The 16,376-nt window shown below is 42.7% G+C and carries 6 protein-coding genes; 5 read left to right on the forward strand and 1 reads right to left on the reverse strand.

The window, feature by feature from the left end:
- The first annotated feature begins 33 nt into the window (after positions 1 to 33).
- Positions 34 to 7,557 (forward strand): pullulanase, encoded by a 7,524-nt coding sequence (locus ACN6KS_RS08590; protein WP_440961800.1) that lies wholly within the window; start codon positions 34 to 36, stop codon positions 7,555 to 7,557.
- 170 nt (positions 7,558 to 7,727) lie between these two features.
- Here the strand turns inward: ACN6KS_RS08590 and ACN6KS_RS08595 are convergent, their stop codons facing one another.
- Positions 7,728 to 9,473 (reverse strand): alpha-glycosidase, encoded by a 1,746-nt coding sequence (locus ACN6KS_RS08595; RefSeq protein WP_094873921.1) that lies wholly within the window; start codon positions 9,471 to 9,473, stop codon positions 7,728 to 7,730.
- 1,049 nt (positions 9,474 to 10,522) lie between these two features.
- On the opposite strand from ACN6KS_RS08595, the gene ACN6KS_RS08600 reads away from it, so the two are divergent.
- The 4 genes from ACN6KS_RS08600 to ACN6KS_RS08615 all read left to right on the forward strand — a co-directional run bounded on the left by ACN6KS_RS08600 (position 10,523) and on the right by ACN6KS_RS08615 (position 16,265).
- Positions 10,523 to 11,857: a sugar ABC transporter substrate-binding protein gene (locus ACN6KS_RS08600; protein WP_094870355.1), complete on the forward strand. Its 1,335-nt coding sequence runs from the start codon at positions 10,523 to 10,525 to the stop codon at positions 11,855 to 11,857.
- Positions 11,858 to 11,964: 107 nt separating this feature from the next.
- A complete protein-coding gene (locus ACN6KS_RS08605; RefSeq protein WP_094870356.1) occupies positions 11,965 to 13,278 on the forward strand; it encodes a sugar ABC transporter permease in 1,314 nt (437 codons plus the stop codon).
- Positions 13,275 to 14,117 carry a sugar ABC transporter permease gene (locus ACN6KS_RS08610; RefSeq protein ID WP_094870357.1) on the forward strand — a complete coding sequence of 281 codons (843 nt, stop codon included), beginning with the start codon at positions 13,275 to 13,277 and terminating at the stop codon, positions 14,115 to 14,117. Before ACN6KS_RS08605 ends, ACN6KS_RS08610 begins: the two co-directional genes overlap by 4 nt.
- A 93-nt stretch (positions 14,118 to 14,210) precedes the next feature.
- Positions 14,211 to 16,265 (forward strand): methyl-accepting chemotaxis protein, encoded by a 2,055-nt coding sequence (locus ACN6KS_RS08615; protein ID WP_341134166.1) that lies wholly within the window; start codon positions 14,211 to 14,213, stop codon positions 16,263 to 16,265.
- Positions 16,266 to 16,376 lie beyond the last annotated feature (111 nt).

Raw genomic sequence — 16,376 nt, forward strand, 5'->3', positions numbered from 1 at the left:
AAGCAATTCATAATTATGGGAGGTTTTACAAAAATGAAAATAAATTTATGGGGCAAGAGGACGTTCGCGATCTTCATGATCGTTGCTCTTGTGTTCTCCAGTCTTGGCTTACACCCTGTTAAGGTTTCTGCAGAAACGACAAAGGTAGTTTTGGTCGGTGATTTGCAATCACAGTTTATTTCTACTGGGGCGGAAAATCCCGGTAAGGATTGGGATGAGACATCAGTAGTCACCCAAATGACTTACTCAGACAATGGTCTGTATTCTTTTACTGGGACTCTACCAGCGGGGGAATATAATTACAAGGTTGCTCTGAATGATAGTTGGGATGAGAACTATGGCTTTGCAAAGTATACAAACCCTCAAGGGAAAAATGATGGAGAGAATATCCACATAAAGTTTGAAGAAGAAACGACTGTAACCTTTTATTACAATGACATCACTCATAAAATAGCTGATTCTACGTACTACACGCCAATTGCTGCGGATAAGCTGCCAAGATTAACAGGAAACCTGCCAGCAGAAGTATTGTCTACTTTATCAGATCCTGATTTTGATGGTGTCTACAGTACAGTTGTTACTGTGCCGCAGGGAGATTACACATACAAGGTTTTTGTTCCAGGAGCTACAGAATCAGAAGATATATCTTATCCGGAGACCGATCTGACATTGAGTTTACCGTTAGATCTTAAGGTAACCTTTAAGTACAACACGGGAGAACATAGTGTAACTGCAGAATATAAAATTCCTTCGGAACCTGTAGAGGTTACACCTGTTCCAGCAGGGCATATTCGTGTCCACTATCAATCTAGTGATTACACCGATAAGGGATTATGGTTATGGGGTGATGTTGTAAGCCCTTCTGATGGTTGGGCGATGGGTGCAACTCCCTTTCCTGAAGGACAATTGGATTCCTATGGAGCATATGTAGATGTGCCGGTGAAGGACGGGGCCAAGACAATTTCATTCATCACACTAAAGCGTGCTAGTGGTGACAAGGATGGAGGAGATAAGAACTTCGCGATTAATACTCCACAAACCAATGAAGTGTGGATCAAAGAAGGTTCCGATGTAGTTACGCCTTATGAACCAGTTAAGCTTCCGGCAAATACCGTTCGGATCCACTATATGAGATCAGATTCCAATCAAAGTCAATATGGATTATGGTTGTGGGATGATGTGGCAGTTTCACTTAAGGATTGGCCTAAAGATGCAGTTCCATTCCAAGCAGATCAAGTAGGACGCTTTGGAGCCTATATTGATATTCCATTGAAAGAAGCTGCAAAAAAAATAGGTTTTCTCGTAGTGAACCCGTTGAATGGTGATAATAAGGACGGCGGTGACAAAGGCTTTACTCTGCTGGATCGTTACAATCAGCTGTGGATAAAAGAAGGAGACAACAATGTATATGTTTCTCCATTTGGTGAAACACCTATCGGTTTAGTTTCCGCAGAGGTGTTATCAACTAGCAAAATCCTCCTTGGATTTACGTTAACTGACGGCTTGGATGCAGCAGCATTGAAGAATGAGATTACCGTTAAAGATAAAGACGGTGTTTCTATTCCTGTATCGGCTGTAACCATTACCAGCAAAACTTCAATTGAAGTGGATACAGCAGCCTTTGATCTGGATAAAGTTCCGCTTAGCGTTACTTATTCAGGTAAAACGGTCTCAGCGGCTAGTGGTTGGAGAATGCTTGATGAAATGTACAATTATACGGGAGACGATCTAGGGGCTACGTACAACGCTGACAAAACAGCCACGTTAAAATTGTGGGCACCTAAAGCTAGTTCGGTTGTCGTCAATGTATACGATAAGAACGACTCCAATGTACTAGTGGGTAGTGTGGACTTAACGAGTGGAGAGCAAGGGGTTTGGTCGGTCAAGTTAAAACCAAATGACCTGACAGGCACTACCACAAATGATGTAAGAGGATTCTTTTATCAATACGAAGTAACAAATGACGGTGTAACTAATAAGGTTCTAGATCCTTATGCTAAATCAATGGCGGTATTTACTGTGGATACTACAGGTGCTGCTGGTGTCGGCGGTGATACTGTCGGTAAAGCGGCTATCGTTGATTTAAGCCAAACGAACCCGGATTCCTTTGGTTATGCTGACATTACAGGTTATGAAAAACGAGAGGACGCTATCATTTATGAAGTCCACGTCAGAGACTTTACATCCGATGTATCCATTCAAGATAGCCTGAGCGGCGAAAGATGGGGCTCTTATAGCGCTTTTGAAAAGAAGCTCGATTATATTAAATCTCTTGGTGTGACTCATATTCAATTACTTCCTGTAATGGCTTGGTATTACGGGGATGAAACAAAGATGGGGACTAGAGAGACAGATTATTCCGCCAAAAACAATGAATATAACTGGGGTTATGATCCTCACAGCTACTTCTCTCCAGACGGTGCTTATTCTCAGAAACCTGCCGATCCTGAAGAGCGAATTAAAGAGTTAAAGGGTTTAATTGACGCCGTGCATGAAGCTGGAATGGGTGTCGTTCTGGATGTAGTATACACACATATGGCTAAAAAAGAATTCTTAAACGACATCGTACCTAATTACTATGCGTTCCAAGATGCAACGGGCAACTTTATCGGAGGTTTCGGAAACAATCTGGCCACCAACCACAAAATGGCTGAGAAACTAATGGTAGATTCCGTGAAATACTGGTTTGAAGAGTACAAGATTGATGGGATGCGCTGGGATATGATGGGCGATGCGACAGCAGAGTCTGTGCAGCATGCTTATGATGCCGCGGCAGCAATTAATCCGAAGGCTCTTTTTATTGGTGAAGGTTGGAGAACATTCGGCGGTGCTGCAGCTGATCCTTCCCTTGCTGGGAAAGGTGCAGATCAGGACTGGATGGATAAAACGGATAGCGTCGGTGTTTTCTCTGATGAGTTCCGTAATGAATTGAAATCTGGTTATGGCTCTGAAGGTCAGCCTAGATTTATTACGGGCGGTGCGCGTCCAATCACGACAATCTTTAACAATATTAAAGCACAACCATCAAATACGCCCGCTGATGATCCAGGGGATATCGTTCCGTACATCGAAGCACATGATAACTTGACGCTGCATGATGTGATTGCACAAACGATCAAGAAGGATCCTACAATTGCAGAGAATGAGCTTGAAATCCAGAAGCGGATTAGACTTGGCAACATGCTTGTTCTAACCTCTCAAGGAACGGCTTTCATTCATGCGGGCCAGGAATATGGACGTACTAAGCAGTGGAAGGATACTACGGTTCCTCAGGATAAATACACTGAAATGTTTGATAGCGAAGGAAAATCCTTCGGTTATTTCATTCATGATTCGTATGATTCTTCGGATGCGGTCAACATGTTTGACTGGACGAAAGCAACGGATGAATCACAATTCCCTGTCCAGAACACGACAAGAAAATATACTTCGGGTCTAATGGAACTGAGAAAGTCCACGGACGCATTCCGATTGGGAGACAAGGATCTGGTTAATTCCAATGTTAACCTAATTCCTGCTCCAGAAATGAAGACAGATGATCTTGTTATTGGTTATTCAAACAAAGCTACTGATGGCACAGGTATCTATTATGTCTTCATGAATGGCGATAGCACAGCTAGAACACTGACCCTTTCGGAAGATTTGACGAGTGGTCAGGTGCTTGTCGACAATGATGAAGCTGGTGTCACTGCAATTCCGGTGGGTCAATGGAGCGGTTTCTCCTTAACCGCAAATTCAATTATGTTAGAGCCTTTAACTGCTGTAATTATCAAAATGGAAGCTGAAGCCGCTACGCTTACTTCTTTGGAGACCGAGAATGCGAGCTATACGCTGGCAGCAGGCAATACGCATCAAACTTCTGTTTTTGCGAGATATGATGACAACAGCAGAAGAAACGTTACACAATCAGCTACTTACACTTCCAATAAACCTGAAGTGGCTACAGTAAGCAATAAAGGTCAAGTGAAGGCGATTGGCAATGGAACAGCTGTAATTACCATCACTTATGGCGGTATTTCTACATCTGTTACCGTTAAGGTTACGGATAAGAGATATGTCCTGTTCACTTATACGCGTAGTGATAAGGATTATAAGGATTGGAACATCTGGGTTTGGAATACGGGAGTTAAAAATGACCAGATTGATTTTAATACCTTTAAGGATGGTAAAGCGAGTGTCCTAATTGAGGTTGCTGAGAATGCGACAAAAGTAGGGTTCGTCATTCGTAAAGGTACCGATTGGTCGATTAAGGATCCTTACGGGGATGATCGTGAAATTCCATTGACGCCGGGTGAAGGGTTCACGAAAGTGAACGTAACTAGCGGGGTTAAAGAGTTTGATATCAAGCCAAGTATTAACGGTCCAATTCTAAAAGATGGAACGCTTACGTTTAGATACCGCGATGATGCCTTGTTCCGTAATGATAATATGGCTGCGATTACAGCTGCTAAAGTAAAAGTAAATGGTATTTCGTATCCGATGACTTACGATTCCGCTAATGAGTGGTTCACTTATACGTTGACTGATTTAGTAGAAGGTACGTATAAGTATACGTTTTTGATCACGAAAAACGGTGTCACTACTGAATTAACGGATCCTAAGAATACGGTGAATGATGAATCTGTTGTGGTGTATCATATTCCTGACGTTACGATTACGACATCCGTAAGTCCAGAAGCAGTTACATCAAATCAGAATGCGGTTGTAACGATCAATGCATCTTCTTCAGACGATGTAAAGTATTCGGAAGGTTATATGGATTTAACTAACCTTGGAGGACCAAGCAGGGTCAAGTTAGATACAGAATTGATGAAACAGACGGTTGCTGTAAAGGACACGGTGTCTGCGGGAATCAAGAATATTTCGATCACGCTCGTGGACCAGTACGGCAATGCGCATAAGCAAAATGCAACAATCGAGGTTAAAGCTAGAACCTATACAGGTGATAAGCTTGATTTTGATTGGGATGAGGCTCGTATTTACTTCGCGCTTACAGACCGATTTAAGGATGGAGATCCTACGAATAACGAGAATGTAGATAAAGATCATCTGGAAGCTTATCATGGTGGGGATTTCCGAGGCATGATCGAGAATTTAGATTACTTACAAGAACTCGGTATTAACACACTTTGGATTACGCCAATTGTAGATAATATTGATTTTAATAAAGGTGATGGCTTCAAACAATACGGATATCATGGCTATTGGGCCAAAGACTTTACAAAACTCGACGAGCATCTTGGTGATATGGAAACCTTCAAGGAATTGATCGAGAAGGCACATGACAAGGGCATCAAGATCATGGTAGACGTTGTACTTAATCATACGGGTTATGGTCTTAAGGCTACCGATACCGATCCAACAATTACAGCAGAGGATAAAGCGCGTTTTGAAGGAATGCTTCGTTCGGATGGTGTATCCGCGGATACAGATCCAATCAAAGGCGAGCTTGCAGGGTTGCCGGATTTCAAAACAGAAGATCCAGCCGTTCGCAAACAAATTATCGATTGGCAAACAGGCTGGTTAGACAACGCTCGCACGGAACGTGGAGATACGATTGACTACTTCCGCGTGGATACTGTCAAGCATGTCGAAGATACGACTTGGAAAGCATTTAAAAATGCATTGACTGCCATCGATCCAAATTTCAAAATGACCGGTGAATACTTCGGCGGAACCATTGATAGCAATGGTGGAATGCTCGAAACAGGCCAGATGGACGGACTGCTTGATTTTGGATTTAAGACAGCAGCGAAGGATTTTACCGATGGCAAAATAAACAGTGTGGATTCCTATCTACAGGTACGTGAGACGAAGCTAGACAATACAAAGGTGATGGCTCAATTCCTAAGTAGTCATGATGAGGATGGCTTCTTGTCCAATTATGTAGATGGAGACAAAGGCAAGCTGAAAATCGCAGCCGCTCTGCAAATCACCGCCAAGGGACAGCCAGTCATTTATTACGGAGAAGAACTAGGAAAATCGGGCAAAAATGCAGGAGACATGTCTAAAGGTGAGTTCAGTGAGAACCGTAAAGATATGCCGTGGGATCAGTTGACTGCAGAAAAGCCACTCCATGATCATTATCAGAAGCTGTTGAATATCCGTGCAAAATACTCCAAAGTATATTCCAAAGGTACGCGCACGAAGCTGGCAGGCTCAGATGATTTAGGTTATCTAGCTTTCAATAAATCTTATGAAGATGAGAACGTTGTAACGGTTATCAACACTAAGACTACCGAGGAATCCGCAAAGATTCCAGTACCGTTTACTGCCAATTCGACTGCAAAAGATGAATATAGTGGTAAAACCTTCACGGTATCCACTGATCAAAAAGTAACCATTGATCTACCAGGCAGAGATGATGGGGGTACGGTTATTCTATCTGGGGTATCTAAAGTGACAGCAACACCATCACCTGGTGGTAACGTTGTTAGCCCAACAACCCCTGCTGACACTCAAGTTGTCAGTGAGGACAGCTTGAAAAATGGTAAAGATGGAAAGGTGCAAATCGATATTGCTGCAGGTAAGACAGCAGTGTTGTTACCGTTGCAAGCTGCAAAAACGTTAGGATCGAATAATCTAGTATTTAGAATGGGGGATTTATTAGTTACTATCCCTAACAAACTGTTAAGTACAATACCAAGTTTAGCTTCAGTTGTGGATGCAGAAGGTGCTCAAATCCTGTTGGAGCTGAATCCAATGGTCCAGTCTGCTGCAAAAGCAGTAGTAGATGGTTTAAACAAAGAGGCAGGAACCGTAACTTCGCTATCCGATGTGTTTGAATTGAGACTTAGCATTCTGAAGAAAGACGGTACCCGGATTGTAGTTAAGAAGTTCGATGAACCGATTACGATTTCGTTTAAAATTAAAGGCCAATTCAATAAAGATTTATTGGGTATCTACTATTTGGGCGATAATGGTGAGCTTGAGTACGTAGGAGGACAGCTGAATGATGGCGTGATATCTGCACAAGTCACGCACTTTAGCAAATATGGTGTACTTGAGATTGTGAAGTCGTTTAAGGATGTTCCAAATACCTATTGGGCATTTAACGTAATTCAGTCTCTTGCAGCAAAACAAATTGTTTCAGGGGTTACAACAACCGAGTTTAATCCGAAGAGCAACGTTAGCCGTGCAGAATTCACCGCATTACTAGTTCGTGCGCTCGGTTTAAATGCTGAGGGACAGGTTCAATTTACTGATATTAAGTCAGATGCATGGTATTCATCATACGTAGCAACAGCGTCTAAGCTCGGCATTGTTAGTGGTCGAAGCAAGGATACCTTTGCACCGAATGCTTCCATTACCCGTGAGGAAATGGCTATCATGGTAATCCGTGCGCTTGAAGTGAAGTCTGGTAAGAAGATCGACCCAGCAGTGGGTGTCACGACATTTGCAGATGCATCTAGTATCAGCAAATGGGCAGATAGCTACGTGAAGACTGCGGCAGGTCTAGGGCTTCTGCAAGGCAGAGAGAACAATCAATTTGCTCCAAAAGGGTGGATGACCCGCGCCGAAAGCGCACAGATTATTTATACGCTACTGAGCAAGTAAACTGGACTTCGGTGTGCTGATTGTAGTGCACCGAAGTATTAGTAGTTGGCTAGTAATGTGTAAGTCATGCTTAGTAATCTCTAATTGAAAACAGGGTATCCCACAGCTATCCTAGCTAGTGAGATACCCTGTTTTATTATGTTATGTTTTTTACGGTCAAAGGCTTAAATCTAGTTGATTGCTTTAAGTATAGCGAAACCATAAGCAGGCATCTTCACGTTCAGCTTGCCACGCTCAGCACGCACTGTATCGGCCGTGAATAAGTTTTCCCAATTTCGCTCGTCTACGTCAACACGGAACGTTTGAGCGGTCTCTTCGCTATTGATCAGTACAACTATAGTCTCAAGATCCAATCGGCGCTCATAGGCTATCTTACTGCCTTGTCGACCTGCCTCCAAGAAAGTAAATGTCCCCGTACGAAGTGCAGGTTGCTCATTGCGTATTTGAATGAGCTGACGGTAGAATTCGAACAGATCATGATCCTGCTTCTCAGGGTTCCACTCCATGCATTTACGACAACCTGGGTCACCCTCACCGTCCATTCCGAACTCGTCGCCATAATAGATACAAGGAGTACCCATAAAGGTGAACTGGAATAGTGCAGCTAATCGCATTTTATTTTTGTCGCCCGCAGCCAGCGTAAGTAAGCGTGGCGTGTCATGACTATCTAACAGATTGAAGGCAACTTCACTTGCCTGCAGTGGGTAACGCGATAACTGTCTGCCGATAGAGTTGGCAAATCCCTCTGCATCAAGGTTACCGTGAACAAAAAAGTCTAAGACGGCATCAGTGAAGGGATAGTTCATGACAGCATCGAATTTATCACCCTCCAGCCACGGAGCAGATTCATGCCAGATTTCTCCAAGGATGTAGGCCTCAGGATTAGCGCGCTTTACCACCTTGCGGAATTCACGCCAGAAATCATGGTCTACTTCATTGGCTACATCAAGGCGCCAACCATCGATTCCAACTTCTGTAATCCAGAATTCAGCGACCTTCAGTAAGTACTCTTTAACTTCAGGATGTTCAGTATTAAGCTTTGGCATATGTGGTTCAAAGGCAAAAGTATCATAAGTAGGAATGCCGTTTACAACCTTAAGCGGAAACTCACGAATATGGAACCAGTCTTTGTAAATGGAGTCTTCTCCCTTTTCCTGAACATCTAAAAATGGAGCGAAGGTTCCACCGGAGTGGTTAAATACAGCGTCTAACAGCACACGAATTCCACGTTTATGGCAGAGGTCGACGAGTTTTTTTAACGTTGCAATATCCCCGAAATGCGGATCAACTTTCATGTAATCTTCTGTATCGTATTTATGATTAGTAGTTGCAGTGAAGAGTGGTGTGAAATAAATAGCATTGATGCCAAGCTCGTTAAGATGATCCAGATGATCAATAACCCCTTGCAGGTCGCCGCCAAAAAAATTGGTTGGTGTTGGCTCTGCTCCCCATGGCTGAACATCTTTTGGATCAAGGCTAGGGTCACCATTTGCAAATCGTTCAGGGAAGATCTGATAGAAAACAGCGTCCTTTACCCAGGCAGGTGGAGTGAACACATCAACGGGGTTAATAAATGGGAACTCGAAAAGCTTGTTTGGATTTTCTGGGCGATTCGTTTGAAAATCATTTTCGGTCATCCAAACTTTCTCGTTATCCTTTTGCAGTAAGAATCCGTATTTCAATCGGCGATAGATGGGAACTGAAGCACATTCCCAATAATCGAACATAGCATCAGAAGTGAAGAGGGTCATGGGAATTAGCTCTTTCGTGGTATCCCAAGTGTACTTATCCCCTGCAAAAGCAAATACTTCTGTTAAATCCCCTTTTTTAGCGCGGAGACGCAAGTGAATCGTACTCTCATTATAGGCATAAGACCAATTTAACCGCGGGCGATGGTACACAGCTTCCAGTAACATGAATAAGTCCTCCTAAAGTTTTGTAAGCGATACTTCCCTGACCAGCTTCGGCAAAACTACTTCGAAAGCTTACGCTTAGTTTTGTAAGCGATACTTCCCTGACCAGCTTCGGCAAAACTACTTCGAAAGCATACGCTTAGTTTTGTAAGCGATACTTCCTTGACCAGCTTCGGCAAAACTACTTCGAAAGCATACGCTTAGTTTTGTAAGCGATACTTCCCTGACCAGCTTCGGCAAAACTACTTCGAAAGCATACGCTTAGTTTTGTAAGCGATACTTCCCTGACCAGCTTCGGCAAAACTACCTCGAAAGCATACGCTTAAGTTTTGTGAGCGATACTTTTCCGAACCATTGACCACAGCGCGTGGAGGTTAGAATGTCGCTATTGTTATTGGTTGCACAGTTTTTTATGCAACATGCGCAAATGATGAGGCAATCTTGCACAAAACAAAGAGGCACAACCGCCGCGAAGTAGCTTGTCCGAGGTTGTACCTTTCATAAGTAACATTGCCTTTTAGTTATATAAAACAGGAGGCAGACAATAGATGCGTTGATTCATGTTGGAGTGCCTCTTAACGATTTGGATTATAACATGGAATAAAAGGGCTTTCAATACTCTTGTTCAAACCATTGCACAAATTTTCACTTAAGTATATGCGCGTTTCTACGCTCAGATAATTGTAAATCTATAGGAAAAGTGAATTTGTGGGATATGAGGGGAAAATAAAATAACAATTCCATTTTTAAACACATGAATTATCGATTAATTAAAAGATATCATGTGAAAAATGGAGATAAATGCCTATAGTCTTTATCAATTAATGGAAAATGGTCAAATATGGTATGTGCAAACGTTTTTAAAAACAAACGATACTGTTGTATGATGTATTCATGAATGAAGCGCTTTCTTGCACTGCGAATTGCACCTCAAGAAGGAGCGAGCTAAAAGAATAACTTTTTTTTTAGCTTTTCTGAAATCGTTTGCGCAAGTTTCTGGTTCTACTATTTTACCATCTTATTCTTTTTTAAAATTGGGAGGGGTTAAAGTAATGAAGTTGAAAAAAGTGATGGTTATCACCGCTGCTGTCTCTATGGCACTGTCCGTTACAGCGTGTGGTTCGAACAACAATGGGAATGCCGGGGGAAACAATGCAGCAAAAGCTACTAATGCTGCTAACAACACTACAGAGACTGCAGCGCCAGAGAGCACAGATGCAGCTGCAACAGGAGAGATTGTCCCTGAAGATGGAGCGACTCTAGTCGTATGGGAAAGTAAGGAAGAAAGACCATTCGCAGATGAAATTGCTAAGCAGTTCACAGCGAAATATAACGTTCCAGTCAAGATCGAAGAGTTGGCACCACCAGATCAAGTAACTAAACTTACGCAAGATGGTCCTTCAGGATTAGCTGCAGACGTTATCCTTATTCCTCACGACAACTTAGGTAAAGCGGCAAGTGCGAGCTTGGTTCTTCCTAACGATGTCTTCGGTGAAGAAACAAAAGCTAGCAATACTGAAGCTTCGATTATCGGATCTTCGTACGAAGGCGAATTGTATGGTTACCCAAGAGCAGCAGAAACTTATGCATTGTTCTACAATAAATCACTCGTTAAAGAAGCACCTAAGTCTTTCGACGATGTTCTTGCTTTCAGCAAAACATTCACCGATAAATCCAAGAACAGATACGGAATTATGTGGGAAGTAGGAAACTTGTACTTCAACTACATGTTTATCGCTTCCGATGGCGGATATCTGTTCGGTAAGGACGGTACAGATAAAGAAGATATCGGACTTGCTAATGATGGAGCTGTTGCAGGACTTAAAGAATTTGTGAAAATGAAAGAAGCATTGCCAATTAAGAGTGGAGATATCAATAGTGATATCAAACGCAGCTTGTTCAACTCTGGTGATGTAGCGATGGATATCACTGGTCCTTGGGAGCTTGGAGGCTACAAAGCCGCTCTCGGAGATAACCTTGGTATCGCACCGATCCCTACAGTAAATGGCAAAACAGCCATCACATTCTCTGGTATCAAAATTTTCGCAGTTAACTCGTTTACTCAATATCCGAATGCTGCAAAATTGTACGCTCATTTTGCTTCAAGCAAAGACGCTCAATTGTTACTGAACAAAACGATCGGTTCTGTTCCTACTAACAACGAAGCGCTTCTTGATCCACAAATCGTTAATGATCCATTCGTATCCGCTTTTGCAGCACAAGCTAAGAGTTCCCAACCAATGCCTTCTATCCCTGAAATGGGTAACGTTTGGAGCCCTGTAAATGCAGCACTCCCAGAAATTTGGGATAAGGGTGTAGATCCAAAAGCAGCAATGGACAAAGCCGTTCAACAAATCAAAGATTTGAACAACAGTTCATCGCAATAAGGATCATAAATCACAGTCTTAACAGCATACAGTGAATCAAGCTGCCCGTCGCATGTTTAGCGGAGGGCAGCTTCTTATTTTCACTCGGAGAGGAGAACGGAAGCGAAATGCAGCGACATCGCACGAGGGCCGCAATACTGTCGACGATTTTCATGGGATTGGGACAAATATATAACCGCCAATTCATCAAAGGAATCATGTTTTTAGTTGTAGAAGCCGCCGCTGTTTATTATTTTATTCAGAATCTTGCTACTGCTTTATGGGGTTTTGTCACACTAGGAGAGAACCCTAGCCGTTTGGTAAAAGTAAAAGGTATTGCTAAGATGGTAGCTGGTGATCACTCGATTTATATTTTGATTCAAAGCTTGATCACCATTCTAATGCTTATCATCATAATCCTCGCTTGGTATTTGAACATTAAAGATGCTTATAAGACTGGAGAGAAACGCGATAACGGTCTTCAGGCAAACACCTTTAAACAAAGTGTTCGCTATATACTGGATTATAAGTTCGCTCAGACGTTCTTGGTCTTGCCGGGTATTGGTGTTCTATTCTTTACAATCATGCCAATCATCTTCATGATCCTGCTGGCGTTTACGAACTATTCCGCACCTGATCATCTTCCACCCGCTAAATTGGTGGACTGGGTTGGATTTCAGACCTTCCGAAATTTATTAGTTCTCAAAACATGGAGCCACACCTTTTATGGTGTATTAACATGGACGATTATCTGGGCAGTTCTTTCAACGATTACTACATATTTCGGAGGACTATTGGTAGCCTTATTGGTGAGCCAAAAAGGTATTCGTTTCAAAGGAATGTGGAGAGTTATTCTGATTGTGCCTTACGCAGTACCACAGTTAATCTCTTTGCTGCTGATGCGCAATTTATTTAACGGTCAATTCGGTCCGATCAACCAATACCTTGGGTATTTTGGAATGGGCGGATTACCATGGCTGACAGATCCATTCTGGGCTAAGGTTACCGTAATTATTGTTAACATGTGGGTTGGTATTCCAGTCTCAATGTTACTTATTATGGGCGTACTGACTACAATCCCTCGGGATATGTATGAAGCCGCTGAGGTGGATGGAGCATCAGGTTATCAGAAGTTCCGTATTGTTACGTTACCGATGGTATTGTTCTCCACAGCGCCTACTTTAATTACGCAATTCGCAGGTAACATTAACAACTTTAATGCGATCTTCCTATTAACAGGTGGTAGTCCTGTAAATGGTGATTATCAATATGCCGGTTCCACGGACTTGCTGGTAACCTGGCTATACAAATTAACACTTGATCAGAATAAAAACAACATGGCTTCGGCAATAGGGATTATTATCTTTATCATTGTTGCTTCATTCTCCCTGTACAATTACCGCCGGACGAAATCATTCAAAGAGGAGGATATGATCCAATGAGCAGAAAGATCGCGAACTTTATTCGCTTAAGTGGTAGTTACATCATCTTGATTGCTTTGTCGATAGCGGCACTCTATCCGGCCCTCTGGATTCTATTTGCTTCCTTCCGGCCTGGTAAATCATTGTACAGCAAAACGTTTATCCCTGAACAATTCACCTTCGATCACTACAGAGAATTGTTCACGTCACCAAGCTATATGTTTGGAACTTGGTATGCGAATACATTGAAAATAGCCATATTCTCCATGCTTATCGGTGTAGTACTTACCTTGTTAACCAGTTATGCTGTATCCAGATTCCGGTTTAAAGCGCGTAAAACAGCATTATCTACGGTTCTGATCCTTGGGATGTTCCCTGGTTTTATGAGTATGATTGCCATTTATATGCTCCTTAAGGAGTTTAATTTGCTGGATACGCATATTGCCTTGATTATCGTTTATGCAGCCGGGGCGCCGCTCGGGGGGACCTTTATCGCCAAAGGCTTCCTCGACACCATTCCTCGTTCTTTGGATGAGGCGGCTCGAATAGACGGGGCGAGCAATTTCGGTATCTTTATGCGAATTATTCTTCCCTTGTCACGCCCTATGATCACTTACATGGCACTGACTCAGTTTGTCGGTCCTTGGGTCGATTTCATTTTTGCCAGACTTATTTTACGGACGAAGGAAAACTGGACCGTCGCAGTTGGAATGTGGGATATGGTTAACACGAACCAAAACACTAACTTTACCTTGTTCTCTGCCGGTGCTGTTCTGATCTCTATTCCGATTATGATTTTGTTTGTATTCTTGCAGCGTCTGCTTGTAGATGGATTGACCGCAGGAGCCAGTAAAGGGTAAACGGAAATACTTCAAACTAATGAATGAACAGGGTACAGCCTTTGTACAGAAATGGAGGGCTGTACCCTTATTCCATTATAGGGAGTGAACATAATGAAAAAGCTATGGACTCTACAAATTAGATCCGTTGGAATAAAGCTGTTCGTTATTCTATTCAGCTCCATAGTGCTCTTATCTTCTGTACTAGGATTGACTTCATATTTTGCTGCTAAAGATATCATTACAGATGAGGTTGCCGCAGCCTCTTCGCAGTCTGTAGTTCAAGCAGCGGACAAGCTGGATTTTGTCCTAACAGAATACGAAGCGCTCTCAAGGCAGTTTGCCCTCGACTCCGCATTAAAAGGTGATTTGGAAAACATAAAAAGTGGAGAACTTACAACGGTAGCCAAAGTTTCCGCGGAAGATCGGATTCGTAGAAAGCTAGACTTAGTTAAAGGATCAGATGAGCGGATGTATGGCGTCAGACTGGTATCTAAGAGCTTGGAAGAAACGGAATCGTATAAATCTACTGGCATTAGTGGCCTTCGTAGTGATGAAGGTATTGCTGAAAGACTGAAACAAATTGCAGATGCTAAAGGGGAGCCAGTGTGGTTTCCGGTTCGTGAGAAGGGCTTCTTTGATGCTTATACTGAACCTACTTTAACTATGGGGAGATTGCTTCGCAATCTTGTACATCCTGAAGCGGAGTATTATATGCTGATCGAAGTTAAAGGCAAGGCCATGACCGAAATGTTGTCTAATCTTCAGATTGGAATTACGGGTGAGATTCGAATTTTGAGCACAGAAGGTAACATAGTTTATGGTGCGGATCATGCTAAACTGGGTCAACCCTCTTACATAAAAGTAACAGATGAGCAAGATGTAGAGAAGAAACATTCCTTTACAGCAGCCGATGAGAACGGAAGTCCGCAGCTTGTCGTGTATCAGCCTTTAAAAACTGCGAAGTGGACACTCATGGGCTATGCACCGGTCAGTGATTTTACGAAGTCGGCGGACAAGCTTCTGTATATCACGTTCTCTGTGGTGCTGGCAGCTGCCGTGATAGCCCTGTTAATTGGTTATATTCTGGTTCGTTTGGTTGGACGTCCTCTGGGTAAGCTGGCGACTTTAATGGAAGATGGCGAACGAGGAAATCTTCGGGTACGAACGAATTTTAAAGGTAAGGATGAGATTGGCCGGCTTGGGCATAGCTTCAACAAAATGATGGAGCAAATTTCTCTTCTGGCAAGCCAGAGTGAGATGTCAGCGGATGAAGTGCTGGGTACCTCGGAACAATTAGTTAAAGCATCAGGTACAACCTCACTTCATGCCAGAGAGGTCGCGTCTGCTACGGGTGAGATTGCACTTGGAGCCGCCAGCCTTGCTGCTGAAGCAGAAAGAAGCCATCATAATGTCGAAATCATTGGCAGTAAAATGAGCCAAGTAACTGAATTAAATACAGTAATGGATGCTTCTGCGGAGCGGGTTATCGAGGTTAGTGATCAGGGGACAGAGCTGATGAAGCTGCTAGTAGAGCAGAGTGAATCTACGGTGGAGATGTTCAATCGGATACAAGAAAACTCCAATAAGCTTAGAGAGAGTACACATTTAATTCGCAGTATTCTTAGTCCTATGATAGCCGTGAATAAGCAGACCAATATCTTGGCACTAAATGCCACCATAGAAGCGGTAAGAGCGGGTGCGGCAGGCAGAGGTTTTATAGTGATTGCGGATGAAATCAGACAGCTCGCTAACCAATCGAATGAGTCGATTCAATCGGTTTCCAAGATTACAGAAGAGATTGGTCTACACATTGAGAACACCGTTAAGGATATCAATGAGACCGCTCCAAAGTTTCGTGAACAGATTTCTTCCGTACGGGAGTCATCGACGATATTTGCCAGTGTGAAAGAGGAAATGGAACACTTCATGGGACATATTAATGAATCCTCATCTTCTATTCATGAACTGATAGCGTTTCAGCGTCAATTAGGCGAATCCATGGCGAGTGTCAGTGCCATAGTGCAGCAGACAACGGCTTCGACAGAGGAGGTAGCTTCGATGTCCTCACAGCAGTTTACTGTAAGTGAGGAGCTTGTTGCTTTATCTCAAAAGCTAGAGAGCTTAGCAGCAGATCTTAAGCAATCTATGGTTTCTTTTCAAGTATGAGAATTAAATCTTATTAGTAAAAACAATAAAACGAGCAACTCTCCTATGTATTGGAGTTTTGCTCGTTTTTTTAACTTAATGACTTTAAGGCGTTCTTCTTGTCTTAGAAGG

This window comes from Paenibacillus nitricinens (assembly GCF_052056485.1).
GTDB lineage: Bacteria > Bacillota > Bacilli > Paenibacillales > Paenibacillaceae > Paenibacillus_AQ > Paenibacillus_AQ nitricinens.

What these genes read in the sequence shown, in the direction of transcription:
- ACN6KS_RS08605 (WP_094870356.1), top strand. Translation starts at nt 11,965, where the DNA reads ATGCAGCGACATCGCACGAGGGCCGCAATACTGTCGACGATTTTCATG.
- ACN6KS_RS08610 (WP_094870357.1), top strand. Translation starts at nt 13,275, where the DNA reads ATGAGCAGAAAGATCGCGAACTTTATTCGCTTAAGTGGTAGTTACATC.
- ACN6KS_RS08590 (WP_440961800.1), top strand. Translation starts at nt 34, where the DNA reads ATGAAAATAAATTTATGGGGCAAGAGGACGTTCGCGATCTTCATGATC.
- ACN6KS_RS08600 (WP_094870355.1), top strand. Translation starts at nt 10,523, where the DNA reads ATGAAGTTGAAAAAAGTGATGGTTATCACCGCTGCTGTCTCTATGGCA.
- ACN6KS_RS08615 (WP_341134166.1), top strand. Translation starts at nt 14,211, where the DNA reads ATGAAAAAGCTATGGACTCTACAAATTAGATCCGTTGGAATAAAGCTG.
- ACN6KS_RS08595 (WP_094873921.1), bottom strand. Translation starts at nt 9,473, where the DNA reads ATGTTACTGGAAGCTGTGTACCATCGCCCGCGGTTAAATTGGTCTTAT.